The organism is Methylotenera sp. (assembly GCF_029945535.1).
Taxonomy (GTDB): domain Bacteria; phylum Pseudomonadota; class Gammaproteobacteria; order Burkholderiales; family Methylophilaceae; genus Methylotenera.
Genome location: NZ_JAQSCU010000011.1, coordinates 1 through 19,843, shown reverse-complemented (window position 1 = coordinate 19,843; position 19,843 = coordinate 1). Strand labels below are relative to the sequence as shown.

At 40.5% G+C, this 19,843-nt stretch carries 18 protein-coding genes, 1 pseudogene and 1 riboswitch; of the genes and pseudogenes, 8 read left to right on the top strand and 11 right to left on the bottom strand.

The features are described from left to right. Positions 1 to 197, top strand: a 197-nt coding sequence (locus PSU72_RS07105) for an antirestriction protein (protein ID WP_300431635.1), incomplete at its 5' end; no start/stop codon positions are given. A 368-nt stretch (positions 198 to 565) separates the two neighbouring features. After that, positions 566 to 925 (top strand): hypothetical protein, encoded by a 360-nt coding sequence (locus PSU72_RS07100; RefSeq protein ID WP_300431634.1) that lies wholly within the window; start codon positions 566 to 568, stop codon positions 923 to 925. 16 nt (positions 926 to 941) lie between these two features. Here PSU72_RS07100 and PSU72_RS07095 read toward each other — a convergent pair whose 3' ends face one another. From PSU72_RS07095 to PSU72_RS07060, 9 genes and pseudogenes are all read right to left on the bottom strand, one after another. Further along, positions 942 to 1,166, bottom strand: a complete 225-nt coding sequence (locus PSU72_RS07095) for a hypothetical protein (RefSeq protein WP_300431633.1) — start codon at positions 1,164 to 1,166, stop codon at positions 942 to 944. A gap of 215 nt (positions 1,167 to 1,381) precedes the next feature. Continuing rightward, the gene (locus PSU72_RS07090; protein WP_300431632.1) at positions 1,382 to 2,089 is read right to left on the bottom strand and encodes a PEP-CTERM sorting domain-containing protein; all 708 of its coding nucleotides are present in this window, start codon (positions 2,087 to 2,089) and stop codon (positions 1,382 to 1,384) included. 985 nt (positions 2,090 to 3,074) lie between these two features. Beyond that, positions 3,075 to 3,734, bottom strand: coding sequence for a protein phosphatase CheZ (locus tag PSU72_RS07085; protein WP_300431631.1), 660 nt, complete (start codon positions 3,732 to 3,734; stop codon positions 3,075 to 3,077). A 2-nt stretch (positions 3,735 to 3,736) separates the two neighbouring features. Then, positions 3,737 to 4,135 carry a chemotaxis response regulator CheY gene (cheY, locus tag PSU72_RS07080; RefSeq protein ID WP_300431630.1) on the bottom strand — a complete coding sequence of 133 codons (399 nt, stop codon included), beginning with the start codon at positions 4,133 to 4,135 and terminating at the stop codon, positions 3,737 to 3,739. A 425-nt stretch (positions 4,136 to 4,560) separates the two neighbouring features. After that, a riboswitch (cyclic di-GMP riboswitch) is annotated at positions 4,561 to 4,639 on the bottom strand. Positions 4,640 to 4,782: 143 nt separating this feature from the next. Then, positions 4,783 to 5,394, bottom strand: a pseudogene (locus PSU72_RS07075) (methyl-accepting chemotaxis protein); the annotation flags it as partial. Positions 5,395 to 5,567: 173 nt separating this feature from the next. Further along, positions 5,568 to 6,029: a DUF3592 domain-containing protein gene (locus tag PSU72_RS14420; protein WP_367186083.1), complete on the bottom strand. Its 462-nt coding sequence runs from the start codon at positions 6,027 to 6,029 to the stop codon at positions 5,568 to 5,570. A gap of 89 nt (positions 6,030 to 6,118) precedes the next feature. Beyond that, a complete protein-coding gene (locus PSU72_RS07070; protein WP_300431629.1) occupies positions 6,119 to 6,730 on the bottom strand; it encodes a hypothetical protein in 612 nt (203 codons plus the stop codon). 299 nt (positions 6,731 to 7,029) lie between these two features. Further along, entirely contained in the window at positions 7,030 to 7,572 is a 543-nt protein-coding gene (locus PSU72_RS07065) for a PEP-CTERM sorting domain-containing protein (RefSeq protein ID WP_300431628.1), read from the bottom strand. Between the two features lie 1,074 nt (positions 7,573 to 8,646). After that, on the bottom strand, positions 8,647 to 9,549 hold the full coding sequence (locus PSU72_RS07060) for a hypothetical protein (RefSeq protein ID WP_300431627.1): 903 nt from the start codon (positions 9,547 to 9,549) through the stop codon (positions 8,647 to 8,649). Positions 9,550 to 9,877: 328 nt separating this feature from the next. Here PSU72_RS07060 and PSU72_RS07055 point away from each other — a divergent pair, with 328 nt between their 5' ends. The 4 genes from PSU72_RS07055 (at position 9,878) to PSU72_RS07040 (ending at position 15,655) form a co-directional block, all read left to right on the top strand. After that, positions 9,878 to 10,195: a hypothetical protein gene (locus tag PSU72_RS07055; RefSeq protein WP_300431626.1), complete on the top strand. Its 318-nt coding sequence runs from the start codon at positions 9,878 to 9,880 to the stop codon at positions 10,193 to 10,195. Continuing rightward, a complete protein-coding gene (locus tag PSU72_RS07050; protein WP_300431625.1) occupies positions 10,195 to 11,682 on the top strand; it encodes a DUF3631 domain-containing protein in 1,488 nt (495 codons plus the stop codon). The genes PSU72_RS07055 and PSU72_RS07050 overlap by 1 nt, the downstream gene beginning before the upstream one ends. A gap of 77 nt (positions 11,683 to 11,759) precedes the next feature. Further along, positions 11,760 to 12,941 (top strand): site-specific integrase, encoded by a 1,182-nt coding sequence (locus tag PSU72_RS07045; RefSeq protein WP_300431624.1) that lies wholly within the window; start codon positions 11,760 to 11,762, stop codon positions 12,939 to 12,941. A gap of 533 nt (positions 12,942 to 13,474) precedes the next feature. Next, positions 13,475 to 15,655 (top strand): S8 family serine peptidase, encoded by a 2,181-nt coding sequence (locus PSU72_RS07040; protein ID WP_300431623.1) that lies wholly within the window; start codon positions 13,475 to 13,477, stop codon positions 15,653 to 15,655. Here the strand turns inward: PSU72_RS07040 and PSU72_RS07035 are convergent. Continuing rightward, complete coding sequence (locus PSU72_RS07035; protein WP_300431622.1) at positions 15,612 to 16,244, bottom strand: hypothetical protein; 633 nt, start codon at positions 16,242 to 16,244, stop codon at positions 15,612 to 15,614. The two genes, PSU72_RS07040 and PSU72_RS07035, sit on opposite strands and share 44 nt — an antisense overlap. 16 nt (positions 16,245 to 16,260) lie before the next feature. Continuing rightward, on the bottom strand, positions 16,261 to 16,827 hold the full coding sequence (locus tag PSU72_RS07030) for an exosortase/archaeosortase family protein (RefSeq protein WP_300431621.1): 567 nt from the start codon (positions 16,825 to 16,827) through the stop codon (positions 16,261 to 16,263). Between the two features lie 838 nt (positions 16,828 to 17,665). On the opposite strand from PSU72_RS07030, the gene PSU72_RS07025 reads away from it, so the two are divergent. Next, on the top strand, positions 17,666 to 18,478 hold the full coding sequence (locus tag PSU72_RS07025) for a PEP-CTERM sorting domain-containing protein (RefSeq protein ID WP_300431620.1): 813 nt from the start codon (positions 17,666 to 17,668) through the stop codon (positions 18,476 to 18,478). A gap of 136 nt (positions 18,479 to 18,614) precedes the next feature. Beyond that, positions 18,615 to 19,397, top strand: a complete 783-nt coding sequence (locus tag PSU72_RS07020) for a PEP-CTERM sorting domain-containing protein (protein ID WP_300431619.1) — start codon at positions 18,615 to 18,617, stop codon at positions 19,395 to 19,397. Positions 19,398 to 19,843: the final 446 nt, after the last annotated feature.

Sequence of the window (19,843 nt, the reverse complement as noted above, 5' to 3'; positions counted from 1 at the left end):
TCAGTTGTGACAATGGCTATGAAGGTAAGCTTTCAGCAGATGCTTTAGGCATTACGGCCTGCTTGTATACCTACAGTCATTTGTCTTTCAGTAACAACACAGCATTTGCAGAAATATGTGCCAATCATTATCACTGGTTACGCGCATATATGCTGGAACATAAAGAAGCTAGTGTCATATTGTCCGCAATCGACTGACAGTATGACAAGCCAAAATGGTTTCTAATCAGGAGAGTTTAATTTGAATCAATCAGCAAGTACGTTTGGCATATGGGGGATGGTTATATTTATAGGACTTGTTATAAACCATCCATTTATCAGCCTCTTAACATTCATCTGTTTGCTTACATATCAAAGTAGCATTACAAATTAGCAGAGCGTCATTAACAGTGACGCATTGAATTAACCTGCTCCTATTGGGGTAGGTGATTCACATATATTTTTTATAATTTGTGAATTAAAAAGAAAGAGTCATTCCGTTCAAAGCAATAAAATTCAATATGCAAAATAAGTCGCAATAATGATAGCGGGTATAATGTTTTCTTTGTATTTAGCGGCAAGAGTTTGTGAATCTAAGTATTAGTAACAACGAACTGAATTTGCATATTCCTAATAAGCTAGTTTTCAAACTGGTGAAATATGATATCGACTATATCCAGTTCAAAGTATCTTACAATGTAAATGAGAATGAATGGATTGCCCACGGCGTCGCTTGGTTAAAAGCTGATAACACCATAGCCTACTATATTAGAAGCTTGCATTCCAATACAGATACTGCTCATGACTTATCTAAACTTAATCAACAGCAGGCTTGTTTAATCGAGCAAGATTACAGCCTTAAATTTTCTGATCCATTGTTAGATGATTTTACACTTAACAATATTCAATTAAGTTTAGCCAAACGTCGCAGAAGAAAAAACTTCTAATATCAAGTTTAATAAACTAAGAGTATTTAAATACTTCGTTTAACTTAACCCTATTCTCACGCCATTCCTGAAGCTGTTGATCTTCAACTTCAAGTTGTATAGCGAACGCTTCTTCAATACTCAGTTTCTGCTCTTCAAAGAAGCGCACCAACTCAAGACGAAAACGATTGAACAGACCATCAATATTTTCCTCTGATAAATTAGTGACTTTTGCCAGATAATCCTGATTAACATTTCTCATTTTGCTAACCTTTCGCAATTCAGAAAACTACATTTGTAAGAATTAGTTTCGAATATATTACTACTAAACTTTAACCATGCAACAAAATCTATAAATAATTAGAAACGGTTAAAATTCCTAAAATGAAGCTTTCGAATTACATATACATCTTAATGCTTGCAAACGAAAACGGGAGCCTAAGCCCCCGTGGCATTCCTAAATAAGAAACAATCTAATTAGATTTGGTGCTTGCTACGGCGGCGTGCCACAAAACCCATCAAGCCAAGGCCGGCCAACATCATGGCTGAACTGTCAGCTTCAGGTACCGCAGCAGTAACTGCAGTATATTGTAAACTTAAGAAACCATTACCGTTGAAAGGCAACTGCCAGCCAGTACCTGGAACTGTGCTTAGATAAGCATTGCCAATACCGAAGCCAGAAGTATCTGCCGTAGTTTGTGTGCGAGATAACTGAATGCCCGTTACAGTAGGATCATTGCTGGTCAGGTATGCAATATACTTGGTATTGGAATTCAGGTTCAAACCAAGGTTGTTGAAACTAATAGTGGTAAAGCCACCAGTTGAGTTAAAAGTCTCTACAGCTGAACCAGTTGTTGTCAACAGGGATGAGCCGACCAAATTAGTTGCTTGGTTCTTAGCGTTTGTGCCTGGATTCCACTGTGCAACATTAAGTTGAAGCGATGAAGTAATATTTCCCAGCGCATAGAAACTGAAAGATGACAGAGTCGAGTTTGAGATTAGGGAGAACACTTCGCCTACCTTAGGCGAGTCACCGCTTGGATTTGCAGCGTTACCAAAGTAAGCAAACGGTGAACCAGTGTTAGCGCCACTCGGCACATTGGTATAAGTGTCAGCAAATGCATTGCCAGCGAAAGCTAGCAAAAGGCTGGCGAGTACTTTTAATTGAAGCGATGATTTGATCATGTTCTTTCCTTTATTAACAATTAAGATGATTACAAACTTATAAAACTTTTTATTTGAAATTCTGGTGAAATCACGAGGACATTGATCCACCTGAACTTGTTAAGCATTCATCTACATTCATTAATAGTGATTATGAAGTTACGTTCGTTGGCCATTTGCTGCACATCATTACTGACCATCTATGTTGACTATGTCATTGTTGATAGATAAATTATCTTACCCATCAACTTTACGCTTTGAATGTGAAATGAGAGTTAAGGAAAACTCTCCAAATATAGTCCGATAGGACCCCCAATTGTTACAGTGGGGAGGAAAGTAACCATACTGTTACATATATGCTATATAGGTAAGAATAAATGCTGAATGCATATAGAGCTTTGCAAATTTCATGAAATTCTTTCGCGCGCAGTCCTGAATTTTTGCCGCCACGCCGCCACATTTTCGCAGACCTAATCACGGCATCGGTTTCTGCGTTTCGGTAAAAATTGCGTTGCCGTAACGAGCCGTCACAAAATATCTGGCGTTAGTTGCGCGTGCCGACACGAAAAATTTCCCGTCACGGATCCGAAACGCTGAGAGCCTTGTAAACAAAGGGATGTGGCGGCGTGGCGCCAAAAGTGCCAGTTTCGGCTAGGGGTTGCACGCGTTATCGCGGGCTATCTTTTTTTTTTGCAGGGGTAATTGAAATCAGTCGTGATATTTTCGTTATCTGTAATAAATTGTATCAGAGTAATCATTCATAAAAAATCATAAATGTATGTCGGCTTAAATCCCCTTAGCTGACAGTCAACCTTTCCCTGTCACAGACAAAAGTCGACCCATTGCAGACGGTCAAAAGTTTAGAGTGAGATTTATAAATGACTGTGGTAATACCACCTTTATGGCTTAGAAATGATTAAGTCAAAAGTCTTGCTGTATAACTAACATCAATGCTTAAGTATTAATATCTGTTTACACCCGCTGAAAAGACAAATCTGTTAAATAACTAAAATCCCAAGTCATCCAATAAATCATCGACTTGTTGCTGATTGGCAAATGAATCTGTTGCATGTATGGAAACTTGTGGACCATTAATCAATGTTTGGTTGAAGCTGCTTTCTTTTTTATTGATCGCTGGTGAAAAGTCAACGAGAACCTGGACTAATTGATTCTCCAAATCCTGAGTCAGTGCAATAATTTTCTTGATCACTTGCCCCGTCAAGTCTTGGAAATCTTGAGCCATCATGATGTCCATCAACAATGCTTTAGATTCTAATGATTGTTTCTCAGTCAATGTTAAGAATGTCAAAGTTTCCTCGACAGTTTCGTTATATTCGGCCTTCAAAGATGGCTCTAACTTCACTCTTTGCCAATTTTGTTTAAGCAAGGCTGATTCAGACGCTATACTTGCTTGAATAGGCATTGCTAAATCTGTTGCATTTAGCACGCGTTGAGCTGACTGCTCAGTCATTCTTGCTACATAATGCAATCGTTCACATGCGTCTGGCATGTCTTTTGCAATTTGTTCAATCACTTTATCCAGCCCCAAGCCTCTTAAATTTTCATGGAGAGCTCTAGTTACTTGTCCAATACGATTTAGCATCTCATCATTTATGTTTAGAGGAGCTGATTCCACCATATGATTCTGCAAAGAACTACTATTCATGATTAAGCCTCCACCTTTTCAAGTCTTTCAAATATCTTGGATAATTTTTCACCTAAAGTCACTGAGGTAAATGGTTTAACGATATAACCATTAGCGCCTGCTTGAGCTGCTGCAATAATATTTTCTTTTTTAGCTTCTGCGGTCACCATCAATACTGGCACATGCTTTAAGTCTGTGTCAGAGCGGATAAACTGCAAAAGCTGAAGCCCATCCATATTTGGCATGTTCCAGTCTGTAACGACGAAATCAAAATCACCTCCCTGGAGTTTTTTGACGGCGACAACGCCGTCTTCCGCCTCCTCAACATTGTTGTAACCCAGCTCTTTGAGAAGGTTGCGTACGATCCTGCGCATGGTTGAGAAGTCGTCCACGACAAGAAATTTGGTATTTAGATTAGACATGTATCGATTTATTTAATAGTTAACTTAAAAGATGGTGAGATATTATTTGTTACGTTACTCACCAACACCACTTAGTGGATTAGATGATAATTGAGTGACACTTTCAGTAATGGATAAATTAGGACTCATTGTGGTTACTCCAATTTTCACCATATTTATCGTAGCATTTCATTGCAAATTTTAACCATAAGATAGTCATAGTTTTATAGGTCAGACTTGCCTATGAAGTTTTTTACAGAGATGGTGAGACTAGCTATTAATTTCAGCGAAGGCTATCAACGGAAACATAGTTGATAAACTTTTAAGATGCACGGATGGGAAAATGCTGAATGTGACGTACGTGAATTTAGACTTATAGTTGTTGCAAATGATGACACAGGAATACCCTTCTTTTGAATGAGTAAGGGCAATAAGGCATAATGTCTGCCTGCGACCCCGCTACCTTTGGATAAAAGGCCGGAAGCTTTGCGTCACCATCTCACGATGGGTTTGCCCAAAATAACTTTATAAACTAATGAGACAGATTATATTTTCTTTCAAAGATTTATATAAGTATAGTCTGTCCGTTATTTATGACGGGGTTTGTCTTACGTTTAGTAAACAAACCCTTCAAAAGTAACTCATATAATTCTTTTCGTGCGCAACTTCTAACCAACAAATGCCCGTGAATTTGGTTTTGAAGACACTAAGCGCACTTGCGAATGACTTTTAGGCTTTCTTGCCGAGATGGCGCTGTCTCCACTCAACTTAAACACGCTTACCACATCAATTAGGCTCCCAGCTTGTTCAACTAATGACTCAGCTGCAGCAGCGGCTTCCTCAACCAAAGCTGCATTTTGCTGAGTAGTTTCGTCCATGTTCGTGACGGCTGCGTTGACTTGGTCAATGCCTGCACTTTGCTCTGTAGATGCTGCAGTGATTTCAAGCATGATGTCCGTCACTCGTTGTACAGAAGTGACAATTTCTTGCATGGTTTTACCAGCTTGCTCAACCTGCGTTGTTCCTTCCGCGGTTTTACTGACAGAGTCAGAAATGAGGTCTTTGATCTCTTTTGCAGCACTAGCTGAGCGTTGGGCAAGGTTATGTATCTCACCTGGAACTACAGCAAAGCCACGACCTTCCTCACCGGCTCTTGCGGCTTCTACAGCAGCATTTAATGCAAGAATATTGGTTTGGAAGGCAATTCCGTCAATCACAGAAATAATGTCTTCAATCTTTTTAGCACTGCTGTTGATAGCACTCATGGTACTGACGACTTTAGTGAGTTTTTATCGTCCGCTATGGGCCCGAAGCTTTCAAGTCAAAAGTCTGCTATTGGAACATCTGAAAGCAGACAGCACTAACCTTCACATTCGACCCAATCCAGCCGAACGTAAATCAAGGTTGGTAGGCTGCAAAATCCCCATAGCTGACTGTGAACAGGTATCCAACGTCATTTTGGTAAGAGCACTTCATGTAAGGCAATCGCGGCGCCAACAACGAAAAAAACCATGCTTGCTCGGCGCAGGATTTGCCACATCTTGGGGTACCCAGTGTCTAGGACGGCACATTTCGGGTCAGTAGGGCTCACCGCAACGTCAACGTTGCTCCCAACCGGAAGACTCCTTACCATTTGGCGTGCGGCTTCTTCCGTGCTCGGAAAAGGGAGGCCTTCAGTGTGCTCGGATGAGTTGTATTCGGTTCCGTCTACAGAGTAACGATACGAGAGCTCAGGGAGAAATGACGTTCCATCGCTGTCAGTTGACTCTCGAACTGATGACTTAACTATTGTAGCGCGGACCTTCGGCCACTCCTGCGCTCGCTGATAGAGACGAAGACGCCTGTTCGATTTAATGCCCAGCGGTATCGCAGCGATAAGCAAGGTAACACCGAATAATCCGAAAGTGCTGAGCATGGTGTTTGACGTCTAACGTAAAGGTAACGGGCGCGGAGCCGGTTTTATCGGCGGAGCGTCCATGTTGACCGCCATGTTAGGTGTGTGATTCATTTTTGCGGATTGGTCTTCCGAATATGAACCAGAGCAACTTTCTTGAAATGTGACGAAAGCCGACGTAGGCGTTTATACATTATTAGTGAGTATATGGTTAAGACGATGCAGACGAGTGACAGTAGCCATCTTTTGTCTGGAGGCGCACAAAGGAGCGACACAAAGACACCAATGAATGAATTTAATGCAACCCCGCGAGCGATTCGGTCGCGACTCACGTAGGCTTCCATGGTCCTTACTGCATCGGAAATTGAGTGTGAGAGTATTTCTGAGCTTCTTTCATACGAGTCTGGTTTTGGGGTTCCGGCTATAAAGTAGAAAAAACGACCAATTTTAGAGCGGATGCAGTTATAAGCCGAATACTTAGCGTTGGCATTCTTGTCAATGCCTATCATTCTTCTGATTAAAAATGACGATGTGGCATCCACATATATTCCAAGAATGTAAGCAAGGGGAAAATAAACCACTGCTGCCACAGCAAGTTCGTCTTTGAGGCCCTTAAGTTCAGTAATAGTAATATCACCGTAGTACGTTAAAAGCGCCACTACCCAAACAGAAGCGACTATGCCTGAAATCAAATACTCAATCAGTGCGACTGCGAATTGCATAACCGTTACTTCCCTTGACTAAAACCTAACTGTTATTAAGCGGACGCACGCGTCCGTATAATAATATTGTGAATATTGATTTTGACATGTTGTTTTTCTTTTTAAATCTTATAGTTAGTGTTTGCTCTGTCCGTATAATAATAAATAGCAAGTACGGACGCAAATCATTTAACTAAAGTACACCTTAAACTTGAAAAATCATTGAGGTTTTTATTTGATGACAGGCCGCTTAGGGCCCAAAGTTGTCGCTCGCCTTGAATGTTTTGACATCAGGTATCTGGTCAAAAGTATCTAGTAATCTAGTGGCGATTTACTTGTTTATTTCGACGTGCAACCACACCCAATAGCCCCAAACCAGAAAGTAATAATATGTAAGTTTCTGGCTCAGGTACTGGGGTTACTGGGAAACCGGATAGAGATTGTAACACTGTGTTTTCTGGTACTTCTAGCCAAAAGTGGAAACCATTGTTAAAGTCAATCACCGAACCATTAGTTGCCTGAGCGAAGAGAGTGCCAAATATCTGGAATGTTCCTCCATCCGAAGGTAGATTAAATGCGATATCAGTTTGATAGTTAGGCTTAACATCAGCAACACAGTCTCTGGGGTAACCTTCAAATATGGGGTTACAAAAAGACACGGGATTGGCAGTAAATAAACCATCAATACGTTGAACACCACTTCCAGTGACTACGCCTAAATCAAAAGTTGCATAGTCAAAAGTTTCATCACCTAAGCCTGGAGTAATACTTCCGGTAAGCTTCGCATGCAACACTGCTTTATTTGATGTACCTGAACTTATGACTGTAAGCTTATCGCGAAAACTTGCATTTGCCGAAGCCACAGCAGACTGTGAAAAAAAAGGCTCATTACCTGCGTTGGCGAACGCACTTAATACCCTTGCGGCACATCAGCTGAAGCATTTGAGCTGGCATTCCCTGCCGCAGCGGAGCCGCTTACATTTGATAAGCTTCTTTTCTCAAGCCCAGTATTCTGTGTCCATTCCCCAGGCTGGACGTATACGTCAACGCTCACATATGTATCGGGAGAAGTTCCTACAATGATCACGCCCCCACCTGAACCTCCTGAAGTTGCAGCATTCCCAGTAAGCGTGAATGCGATCAATAGAGACGAAAGAAGTATTATTGTCTGCTGTTTCATTATAGTTTTTCAAGAGGTGATGATTTATTTATCCCGTGCATCAGGATATGCTGGCTAATAAGGTATTAATATTAAATTTCCCAGTGAGCTATTAGAAAAAATCAAGCTACATTAAGTAACATGTATTTAAACATTCTTGCCCTTTGAATCATTGTGATTATGTTGAATGTTATTTTCATGACACACCGCCGAATCCACGTAGGCCGATCGGACTATAGTATAGAAAACAAATAGTATTAATCATTTAAAAATGTAAGCTTTGGGTTCACAGTACTCATTGACGTTGCAAAACGGTTTGACTGCTTTGTCCCACTTATGAGTTCTTTAATTGAATATGTTAGCGACAGTTATACCAGTCTATAGCACTCGGTCATCCATTTAAAATACACAGATTACCTGCGTCTGCCTTGCCAAGTTATTCACGTAAAAATACCCATACCGAAAATTTTTACCTACCGCGCGCCACCCCCGAATTTTTGCCGCCACGCCGACACATTTTCCGCAGTGCCAATCACGGCATGGGTTTCTGCGTTTCGGCTAAAATCGCGTTGCCGAAACGTCCCGTCACAAAAGACCGCGCGAGTCGGCACAAAAAATTACCCGCCACAGAGCTGAAACGCCAAGAGCCATGCCCCGTATCGAACGTGGCGGCGTGGCGGCAAAACGGGCAGTTTTTGTTGGGGTGCGCGAAAAACGGGAAATTCGCCGTAATGAAACATATCTAATAATTGCTAGGCAAATTTAAATACTATAAATTTTATTTGTCATGCTCTTCAAGATATTTACTTCCCGGCTCATTTTTACCAACTCCATGATTATCATAATTTTTTGCCTCTGCCTGGTCATCGTAATTAACGTGCACGGCTTCCTTTTTGGCTCTTTCATCAGCATTTCTTGTATCGTCTATCAATTTGAAATTAGGTTTATAGCCATCGTTACCAGCTTTATAGAATGCTTTGCCTGACACCTTAGTCAATTCAAAGAGATGTTTACTGAGGATTGCAATGGCTTTCCTATGTTTACCCTGAGCGACGCCATTTGATGGGTATTTTTCCTTAATACTTAGACCTATTAAAATAGAGCCAAGCCCATTCGGTGTAGTCTTACGAGAACCCATAAGGCCAATATCAAAAAAAGATGTAAGTTTCCAGCTAGTTCCATTAAGCGAATATCTTATCTTGTAATTAGCTTGAATTTTGATAGTGACATCCTGCCAGCTTGGTTGTTTTGCATTGTTGTGAGAAATGAGTTTTGCCAGTTTCGCAACATTTTCGATTGAAATTCCTTCAAACAATCCTATGTTTGGGATGTTAATCCCAAAGCGATCATAAGCCCATTTACCAAGACTAAAGCGTGTCAAAAGTGGGTTCCCAATAGATGTATCCTCGTCGTACTCAATTAATGACTCATTTGCATTAAATTCGTATTCAGCAAGTGAATCCATCAGCATTTGTACAAGTTTGCACCTAGCTTCACAGACATCCATGCGAATTTCAAGCCGCTTCCGCAGTGGATTATCTAAGTTATTAGCGTTTTTATATTCCGCTGTAGCCTCCTCCAAAAAAGCTTCAGCCATGCTCAAAACAGTTTCACCATCCGGTATGAAATCCATATTGACCAAAAGCGATAACGCTTCTTCTATGGTGAGAGATGCACTCATTATTCATGTCCTTTTTATCGTGTGGAACTAGCTTAACACACCTGAATTACAAGACTATGAACCTATTGATTTTACCTTGCTGTTACCAGTAACCCTACATTTATTTTCTTATTAAAATATTTTTTAAATATTTTATCTTATTGATATTAATAGGATATTTATAAAAATAACACGTCAATTTTCCTGAAAAAAGTTACCAGTAACGTATGTATATTAAGAGCAGCGATAGCGACGTAACCTTAAAAATCACCTATCAGCAACTCTTGCTAAGACCACTTCTTTTGCAATATTGAAGTGAAACTAAAAATACAGATAAAAGGATACCTAAATGAAACCAACTAAAGTTACACAAGAGCAGCTCTTAGCATCACTTCTACCTTCTCCTGAAGATAATTCAGTTATTACAGCCTTAAAGACTCTAGGTTTATATAAAGAATCATTGGGTAATGGTAAGCACGCTATCACTTGTCCATGGGTAGCTGAACACACAAAAGGACGAGATAACGGCACAGTTTACTTTGATGGCAAAGGCAATAACTCAAATGGAGGGTTTAAGTGCCAGCATTATCATTGTATTCAAAGGTCTACTACAGACTTTATTGTTTGTTTAGAAGCGTTAATTGCTGAATTAGAGGTTAGCAAATAATGTCAGAATTAAATTCCCTACCTATTAGTCCCGTCAATGGCACACCCTTAGGGGGTGAAGCTCAATCGTTGCCTACCAGCGACCCGGCAACGCAGCCAAGCGAGAGTGAAGTAATTGCAGGCTTAGCATTATTAAGCCCGATGGATTACGATCGCGCCCGCAAAGAAAAATCAAAGTTATTAGGCATTCAAGTTAAAACGCTAGATACACTAGTGAAGACTGCGCGTAGTGAAGTCAATAGCAATGAAGATCGCTTACCGTTTCCAGATGTTGACCCTTACGAAGAACCCATAGTACCTGCAGATCTGCTAGATGAAATTGTATCTACCATCCGAACCTACATCGTACTAGATATAGAGCAAGCTTATGCAATCGCGCTTTGGGTCGCCTTCACATGGCTAATTGATGATGTAGAAATAGCACCGCTTCTACTAGTCAACGCACCTGAAAAGGCTTGCGGCAAATCTCAACTGTTAGATTGTGCGAGCCGCTTATCGTATAAGCCACTTTCTGCAAGTAATTGTTCAACAGCAGCATTATTTCGAGCATGCGAATTGTATGGCCCCACATTATTTATTGACGAGGCCGACACCTTCATCAGAGAAAACAATGAGATTAAAGGGCTCATCAATGCGGGTCATACTCGTACTAATGCCTATGTCATCAGAGTGACAGGAGAAAATCACGAACCGAAAATGTTTAGAGTGTGGGGCGCTAAGGCTTTCGCTGGTATTTGTCTCGAGAAGCACCTCCCAGATTCTACTTTGAGCCGCGCCATAATTATTCATCTACGTCGTAAATTAGCACATGAGTCAGTTTCAAGATTACGCCATGCCGAAAAAGACTTGTTCACAACCATAGCCTCTAAATTAGCACGCTTTTCTGAAGATTATTCTCAACAAGTCAGAGCGGCACGCACAGTATTGCCAGATGCGCTTAGTGACAGAGATCAAGACAATTGGTCTGGGCTACTATCGATTGCTTATTGCGCTGGTGAGGAATGGTTCAAGCGAGCCATAGCTGCCGCATTGAAGCTCTCAAACTCAGGTGAAAAGTCAGTCAGTGTTGCCAATCAATTGCTGATGGATATACAACAAGTATTTGCAAGTAAAAAGGTTGAAAGAATCAGCACTGCAGGTCTAATTGCAACTCTGGTTGACGACGAAGAACTGCCATGGGCTACCTACAACAGAGGTAAACCGCTGTCACCTAGTCAATTGGCTAAACAACTGCGCCCGTATGACATTAGCTCAAAAACCGTTCGGTTTGGCCATTCGAATACACTCAAAGGATACGACTTATCGCAATTCACTGATGCATTTGCGCGCTACTTAGCACCCTCAGAATTGCCGTCACAAGGTAACGACGCTGCGGAAGCTAATGGTGGCGAAGGCTCTAGCGTTACGGACGATTCAGATGTTACGCATGATCAAATGCAGTTAATCCCCAAGGCTGAAATGCCATCCGCATTAGAAGAAGATTTTTAACTTTCGGTTTTATCAGACTGCGGTGCTACTTCAGGCCGCAGACTTCAACAATTAATTTTTAATATGGAGGTTCAACTATGCCAGTAATACACTTAACACAGAGCATGATTTCAGAATTAACAAGTCAGGGTAAACGACGTATAGAGTATTGCGATAAAGACTTAGCAGGTTTGTTTCTGGAAGTTCGTGAAACAGGACAATCGACGTGGTACTTTAGGTATCGCGACGTGAATTCTCATACTCAAACTACTAAGCTAGGAGGTAGCATTGACATAACTTTAGCTCAAGCAAGAAGCCACGCAAAATCATTACGAGCTGAAGTAGCTCTTGGAGGCAATCCGAGAGCCGATGAGAAAGCCGCTAAAGCCGTAATCACTCTTGATGACTTCTTTAATGACCATTATTTAGCCTATGCAAAAAGTCATAAGCGCTCGTGGGCTCGAGATGAAGAGTTGTACCGTCTACGTATTAAAGCGGTACTGGGAAATAAACGTCTGAATCAAATTACGCGATTACAGGTGCAAAATTTTCATGCGAGTGTACTCAATGAAGGGCTGGCCGCCGCATCGGCCAACCACCATGCTAAGCTGATTCGTAGAATGTTTAATTTGGCTATTTCATGGGATATGCTGGAAAAGAACCCAGCCAGCCGTATTCAAATGTTCGAAGAAGACAATAAGCAGGAAAGGTATATGAATGACGCGCAACTTGGTAACTTACTGGAGGTCCTGAGAACTGATTCTTGCAGATCTGTTTGTCTTATTACGATGTTTCTTTTAGCCACTGGCTGCCGTTTAGGGGAGGTTCTTTCCGCTACATGGTCGCAGGTAGACAAAGAAAAACGTGTGTTTCGTGTTTTAGCTTCTAACAGTAAAAGTAAACGTATGAGGCCCGTACCTTTAAATTTTACCGCAATTACCGTTTTAAATCAGTTGGATAGTGAAGGCGTTCATGATAATCTTTTTATTAACAAAAAGACTAAATTACCGTATGTATCTATTGCCAAGGTTTGGGATAAATTGAGAAAGAAAGCTGGGCTTCCTCATTTGAGGCTACACGACCTGAGGCATCAAGCAGCATCCCACTTAATTAACTCAGGTAGCAGTCTTTACATCGTACAGCAGATACTTGGCCATAGTGATCCATCTGTTACACAGCGGTATGCGCACCTTTCAATGAAGTCATTAAATGACGCGAGTGACAATGCTTCAGCAATCATCAAAGGAGCGATGAAACAAGAAGTACCTGTTGTAGTTTAAGTTAGTTTATAGGCGAGTTAGGGCGAAAGTGTCCTGCTCGCCTTCTTATTTTATTTTTGCGAAATGCTTAATATTTACAGCGAATTTTTTTCGCTCGCGCCGTGCCCTATGGCCCAAAAATTTTTTACGGGATGGGCAGAGTATCGCCGCCGCGAAAAAATTCCGCCTGCGCACACCGTCGGGCCGAGTCGGGCAAGTCCCGCCCCTCACTCCCGGAAAAGTCGCGAGGGGATTTATTTTATTTAAAACCGACTTTTGCATACGGCGTATGGCGCTGGGCAATTTTGGGGGAGATTTTATAGCGCGAATCGCAACGGATTTTGAATCACAACTTCGCAACTAACTTACACCATATATCTATTAATAACGCGTGACGACAAAACCAAATCGGACCCGTTATAAAAGGTATAAAGAATATGTTTTAATTAAAGACTTCACAATAAATTTTTTCGTTAGTCCTAGCATAATTCTGATGTCACAAACTTAAACTAACTTAACAGCATCCGAGGCTGTTGAGTATTAAGTTAGTTTCTATGCAGGTATCTATAAGCAATAAAATCTCAGTTACTTTTGTATTATTAGCACAGTTGTTGATGCTGGGTACAAACGAGTTGTTGGCTGCAACTGCTCCAGCCCAAGCAATTCAACAACTTTCACAAGGTAATGCAATCGATTTAATTGTGGAATATGATGACACCTTGATTGAAAAAACGGCTAAGGGGATGCGTAATAAGATATTTAATCATACCGATGATGAAGCTATCTTGCGTTATAAGGCAGATAAATATCTTGGTTTGAAAGGTAAAGTGGATCAGTCGCTTATACGATCAGATATTAAGCATCTGAAAGAATATCAACACCTGCCGATGTCTTTAAAGCGATTTTCTACTAGAGAAGGGCTTGATGCACTTTTAGCTACTGCTGGTGTTAAAGCCGTATATTTAAATGAAAAAATGCACTTTGGATTGGCTGAAAGTCTGCCTTTAATTAACCAACCAAGTGTTGCTGCAGTTGGAACTGGCAATTCCGCATATTTGGGCACTGGTGCTACTGTTGCTGTGATTGATTCAGGATTAGATATTAGCAATTCTGCATTCAGCCCTTGTACTGGAGTAAATACGCCCTCTACCTGCCCCATAGTCGCTTCAAATTCATTTGCAACCTCCCCAGCAACCGATCATAGTCATGGCAATAATGTATCCGCAATTGTTTTAGGCGTAGCACCTGGCAGTAAAATTGCAGCGCTCAATGTGTTTGATAGCTCAAGTGGCGCATTAGCATCTGACATTATTTCTGCAATCAACTGGTCTATTAGCAACCGAACATCACTCAATATTGTTGCGATTAATATGAGTTTAGGTGGCTCTACTAAGTACACCTCAACATGTTCGAGTGATTGGTCAACTACACCAATTGCTAACGCAAAAAATGCGGGGATTAGTGTTGTTGTCGCTTCTGGCAACTCTACATTCACTAATGGGTTAACAAGCCCAGCTTGCGCGCCAGCGGCTATTTCTGTCGGTGCAGTTTATGATTCAAACGCTGGCTCGCTGACATGGGCTACTTCCCCTAGTTGCACAGATAGCACAACATCCGCAGATAAGGTCACTTGTTTTTCTAACAGCGCAAGCTATTTAACAATGCTGGCACCTGGTGCTCTTATTACTGCAGCTGGGGTGACTTACGGCGGCACTTCACAAGCCGCCCCACATGTTACTGGGGCTGTAGCGGTTTTAAGGGCAGCCTTTCCTAACGAAACGCTGGTCCAAACACAATCACGCCTAACAAGTACTGGTGTGCCAGTGATTGATACAAGAAACAGCATTACTAAACCACGTCTAAACTTAGTAGCCGCCGCCAGACCTGCTAATGACACATTTCTAAATCGAACTAGCTTAAGCGGTACTTCAGGAAGTGCTAGCGGAAATACTTTATTAGGGACCAAAGAAACTGGAGAGCCTAATCATGCAAACAATAGCGGTGGCAGTTCAATATGGTGGGCATGGACAGCACCATCTTCTGGTCAGGTGACTCTATATAGCACTGGTAGTAGTTTTGATACCTTGCTTGCCGTATATACTGGTACAAGTGTAAATGCATTAAGCAAAAAGGCTGCAAATGACAACAATGGAAACCTCAACACCAGCAATTTAGTTTTTCAAGCCGTGGCGGGCACACAGTATCAATTTGCTGTGGATGGAGCGAACAACTCAGAAGGAGCAGTTGCTTTAAATTGGAGTTTAAATACTAGTGCACAAGCAAATTTATCTTCTAGTATATCTGGCCCAACAAGTATTAGCTTAGGTAGTACTAGTAGTTATACGCTGAATGTAAGTAATGCTGGTCCACAATCAGCCTCCAACGTACAGGTAACACTAATAATTCCTGTTGGTGCTAGCTTTGTATCAGCACCTAGTACTTGTTCATTAAGTAGCAGTATTGTCAGTTGCTCAGTTGATACGTTAACGAGCGGTGCTACACAGTCTTTCATCATTGAACTTACTTGGAATAGCATAACTGCGAGTACGTCAATTTCATCTAGTGTAAGCTCTGATGTACCAGATAGCACTGCATCAAATAACGACAGTATTCTTGCAATAGCGCTTAACACAAATCAAAACGATGCAGACGTGCCTACACTTCCTGAATGGGGTATGTTGCTGATGGCAACTATTCTAATGTTGCTGAGTTTACGTTCAAGGCGGTTGATTTAATAGCGTTTGGAATGATATCGACTAAGGCGATGATTAATAATCCACCGGTAATACTTAACGCCATTAGCCCGCCACCGTTTAAAAAGTCACTCCAGTAAGCAAACCATTTCGTAGTCGCTATATTTAACTTAAGGGTTTGCTCTAAACCTTGCCAACTGCTATTTACCAATTGAAATGGAATGTCAAACAACATCAAAAATACAATAACTGGAAGCGCACATAAAATACGATATATCAGAACAATACAGTGCTTAACGGGCCATGCCAAAACAATTGTGAAAATCAGTACAATTGGTTGCAAAACATTTGCAACAGCCATCCCTGTGGAGTTGTAAATGGGTTGAGTGGGTGCAATTTTCTGTAAACCTAACCAAAATGGTTGCGAAATTTCCACGTCTAACTGTAGATAGCTTTCACCTTGAAAATTTGCAATATAGAGCATAGTTTTATCAAAGCGATAATCAATTTGGTGCACCATCCATTCATAAAGAGGAATAATGGTATTGATGATTAAATTAGCATAACGGTGGGTCAGTATTAGCAATAGCAAACCGACTCCAAAAAATAATGAGATACGCTGGAATTGCATGATCTATGTTTGGGGGCTAATTGGAGCTTTGATGGGTTTTCAACCACCATTGAAAAAATAATCCTACCAAGGCAATTAACACCATTGGTGCAACGGTTGTATGCAATAAATGAAATAGCACTTTATCCGTTCTATTGGTATAGAACAATATCAATATGCGTGCTTGGTTTAATGCATAAATATAGATTGCGCCTATAAATATGCCCTTTAGCATAGATGCTCTTGATAATGAGGTTGTTGCAATTGCTGCAATTAGAATAAATAAAGCTTCAACTCCCTCACAGCCTAATTTTATAATCAAGCCTCCGCCATGTGCGATAATTTGATTACCAAATGCAACTGCATGAATCTGAGGTGAGAGTAAATTAATTAGCGTCACTACAGGTTTAACTGTAATTTCGCCTCGAATAAAATGACCAAAAGTATAATCTCTTACCGATAGCCAACTAAATTGCAAACATACAAACAGTAATATAAATAGAAGCGCTTGATGAAACAGCGTTGGTTGTTCAGGGGTAGGGTTTAACCACTCATTCTCATTAGGCCAATAGTCTATTCCTGCAATAGGTTTTTTTGTATTCACAGCTTAACTCTCGGTATCCTAAATAGAATAAAACTAGATTTATGTGGAATATAGACGTTGGCTTCTAGGCTAATTAATAATAATAGTAAATTATGTCAAATAGATTATTGATTACTAAATCTTAGAATGAAAACTCGCAAATATAGTGAAAACTTTGAAATGCTCAATATGGTGCAGGCTATGCTTCACATATCATCAAAGGAGCGATGAAATAAGAAACACTTGTTGAAGTGTAAGTAAATTTAAAGGTGAGTTAGGGTGAAAGAATCCTGCTCGCCTTCTTATTTTATTTTTGCGAATTGCTTAATATTTACTGCAAAATTTTTTCGCACGGGCCGTGTCCTAAGTCACAAAAGAATTTGATGGCATGGGCAGAGTATCGTCGCCTCGAAAAAACTCCGCCTGCGTACGCTGTCGGGTCGAGTCGGATAGGTCCCGTCCCCTGCACCCCCGGAAAAGTCGCGGGCGACTCTATTTTATTTAAAACGGACTTTTGATGTCGCCGCATGGTGCGTGGGTAATTTTAGGGGAGAGTTTTAGCCTAAATCGGAATGATTTTTGAATCACAACTTCGCAACTCACTTAATCTCATGGCCCACGAAAGTGTCACTCATGGAGACAGTGGATCCAATCAATTTGATTAAAGTAAAGCCAAATAGACCTAATGCACTACACCTAATATTATTGCTGACTTAATTTAGGTGTAATTTGATCTCATAAAAGAAATCTTGTGTATTGCAGTTTTCACTTTTAAGTCAAAACAATCTTGCTAAGATTTTTTAAGCTTACTTATTTTCTATTTAGTTAGTTGAAAAATTGTTTATACAAAGAGAAAAAAATGAATCTTAAATTAAACGCTTTAGTTCTAGCTGCTGTTGTGGCTTCAGCTATGTCTGGTGCAGCAAATGCTTTGACGAACAACGAAATTTTCTTGGTGGCGAGTGATACATCCGGCTGGGCGCCAAAAACATTTATCGCAGCCTTAGGTCAAGCTGGTACTGCACAAGCTTTCACTGGTACAACTAGTTTTAGTATTGATTATTCAGGAGATGTTAACTGGCAAAATTTTATTGCTGGGTCATCAAATGTTACATATCAAGTGATTGGTCTATTCCAGTCAGATCCAACTCGCACAACTTCATATAACGCTGACGATAAGCTATTAGTTTCTTCTCTTACAACTCCGGGTAGATTAACTAATAACAGCATGAACCAATTAATGGCAGGTGCAGTTTCTCCTTCAGGTATTATGGGTGGATTTGAGTACTTAAATGCTGCAGTCACAGGTACATCAACTGGTTTGGTATCGGGTTTTGGCGCAGATGGTATAGGTGCTGTTAAGAATAATGTATTTAGCCAATACTTAAATGTAAACACTCAGGCTGCTTTAGGTGAATATTTAAATTTCTACTCTATTACACGGCCTACCTCTTCAGCTGGTTTAGCCGTTCAAGTTACTACTCAATACACTGATGTTGCCGCGAATGCTGATACATGGCACTTAAGAGCTAACGGTCAATTATCCTACGTTGCAGGTCCTCTTACTCCTATAACCTCAGATACTCCTGAAGCCGATACATCCGCAATGATGTTAATCGGTCTTGGTCTAATGAGCTTTATGGCAAGGCGTCGCAAAAATCAACAAGCATAAATTAAGTTATTTTTGAATTTAAGTCTCGGCCCGGGTTCGGTTTTCAGAGTAGGACACAGTGGCATAACGTTTAGCTATCAAGCAAATGTATTATGTGTAACAAGCTAAAAATTAACTTTTATAAATAGGGTATTAAATGAGTTTTAAATTCACAGCATTGGTGGTTACATTTTTTGCTTCCATCACAATGTCAGGTTTTGCAAACGCTTTAACAAATAATGAAATGTTCTTGGTAGCTTATGATGCAGCAGCACAAAAAACGTTTATTGCTGCTTTAGGTCAGGCTGGTAATGTTTCATCATTCACGGGTAGTAGCAATATTGCAATTGACTACTCTGCTGACGCTAACTGGACAAACTTCATTTCCGGGGCATTTACTGGAGGTATTAGATATCAAGTGCTAGGTTTTTATCAATCCAACCCTGCCGCCCCAACTTCATATAATGCCAATGATAAATTGTTAGTTTCTTCAAATGCTTTGCCAGGTAATTTGGCTAACGGTCAAATGGATGCATTGATGGCTGAGGAGGCCATTAGTTCAGGTGTAATTGCCCAATTTGAAAGCTTGAATTCAACTATTACAGGCACATCAACTGGTTTGGTTATCGGAGGTGGTTTCGATTCAGGTGTTATAGTTGGTGTTGGTAACGTTTTTAATCAATATAAAAGTATAGATACGACTGCTTTTTTGGGTACTGACTTAGGATTTTATAGTATTACAAGACCAGTAACTAGCTCCAGGGTAGCACAAACAGTAAAGTCACAATTCAGACAGGACCCATCAAATAGGGCTGGGGATACATGGAATTTGTCTGCTACAGGTCAGTTAACTTACGCTGTTCCTGAAGCCGAAACTTCTGCAATGATGTTAATGGGTCTCGGCATAATGGGCTTCATGGTAAAGCGTCGAAAAAAATAATCAAGCATAGATTAGTAATTTTAGAAAATGCAATTTTCCAAACTAGTTTCAGGTTTCCTTCGGATTTAAGTTTTCCAACTAATTGATTCGTTTTATTTTTTCGAAGAAATTAGCGCCTTTTTTGGAATCTTGTTTCGGTATAGGTTCAGTTTTTAGAGTGGGGCACAATGACCCAAAGAAAATCTCTTAAGAATCTTCAACTTTCAAGCGAATCTTTTCCGAGTAATCTGTACTCATAATCCGTTGGTGCTGTGTTCGACTCACAGGGGGGCCACCAGTAAAGATAAGGCTTACAGCGATGTAGGCCTTTTTCTTTTTGTACTCACGGCACACTTTTGGCGAAAATTAAGAGCATCAACTGTTTTATAAAAGCTCTTCTCAATTGAATAAGCTGTTGAATTGCACTCAGAATTGACCCACCTAGCAATATAAATTGCACTAGAAAT

Excerpts from the sequence above, each read along its gene's own strand:
- PSU72_RS07095 (WP_300431633.1), bottom strand. The coding sequence starts at position 1,166 with ATGAGAAATGTTAATCAGGATTATCTGGCAAAAGTCACTAATTTATCA.
- PSU72_RS07090 (WP_300431632.1), bottom strand. The coding sequence starts at position 2,089 with ATGATCAAATCATCGCTTCAATTAAAAGTACTCGCCAGCCTTTTGCTA.
- PSU72_RS07085 (WP_300431631.1), bottom strand. The coding sequence starts at position 3,734 with ATGAATAGTAGTTCTTTGCAGAATCATATGGTGGAATCAGCTCCTCTA.
- cheY (WP_300431630.1), bottom strand. The coding sequence starts at position 4,135 with ATGTCTAATCTAAATACCAAATTTCTTGTCGTGGACGACTTCTCAACC.
- PSU72_RS14420 (WP_367186083.1), bottom strand. The coding sequence starts at position 6,029 with ATGCTCAGCACTTTCGGATTATTCGGTGTTACCTTGCTTATCGCTGCG.
- PSU72_RS07070 (WP_300431629.1), bottom strand. The coding sequence starts at position 6,730 with ATGCAATTCGCAGTCGCACTGATTGAGTATTTGATTTCAGGCATAGTC.
- PSU72_RS07060 (WP_300431627.1), bottom strand. The coding sequence starts at position 9,549 with ATGAGTGCATCTCTCACCATAGAAGAAGCGTTATCGCTTTTGGTCAAT.
- PSU72_RS07055 (WP_300431626.1), top strand. The coding sequence starts at position 9,878 with ATGAAACCAACTAAAGTTACACAAGAGCAGCTCTTAGCATCACTTCTA.
- PSU72_RS07050 (WP_300431625.1), top strand. The coding sequence starts at position 10,195 with ATGTCAGAATTAAATTCCCTACCTATTAGTCCCGTCAATGGCACACCC.
- PSU72_RS07045 (WP_300431624.1), top strand. The coding sequence starts at position 11,760 with ATGCCAGTAATACACTTAACACAGAGCATGATTTCAGAATTAACAAGT.
- PSU72_RS07040 (WP_300431623.1), top strand. The coding sequence starts at position 13,475 with ATGCAGGTATCTATAAGCAATAAAATCTCAGTTACTTTTGTATTATTA.
- PSU72_RS07035 (WP_300431622.1), bottom strand. The coding sequence starts at position 16,244 with ATGCAATTCCAGCGTATCTCATTATTTTTTGGAGTCGGTTTGCTATTG.
- PSU72_RS07025 (WP_300431620.1), top strand. The coding sequence starts at position 17,666 with ATGAATCTTAAATTAAACGCTTTAGTTCTAGCTGCTGTTGTGGCTTCA.
- PSU72_RS07020 (WP_300431619.1), top strand. The coding sequence starts at position 18,615 with ATGAGTTTTAAATTCACAGCATTGGTGGTTACATTTTTTGCTTCCATC.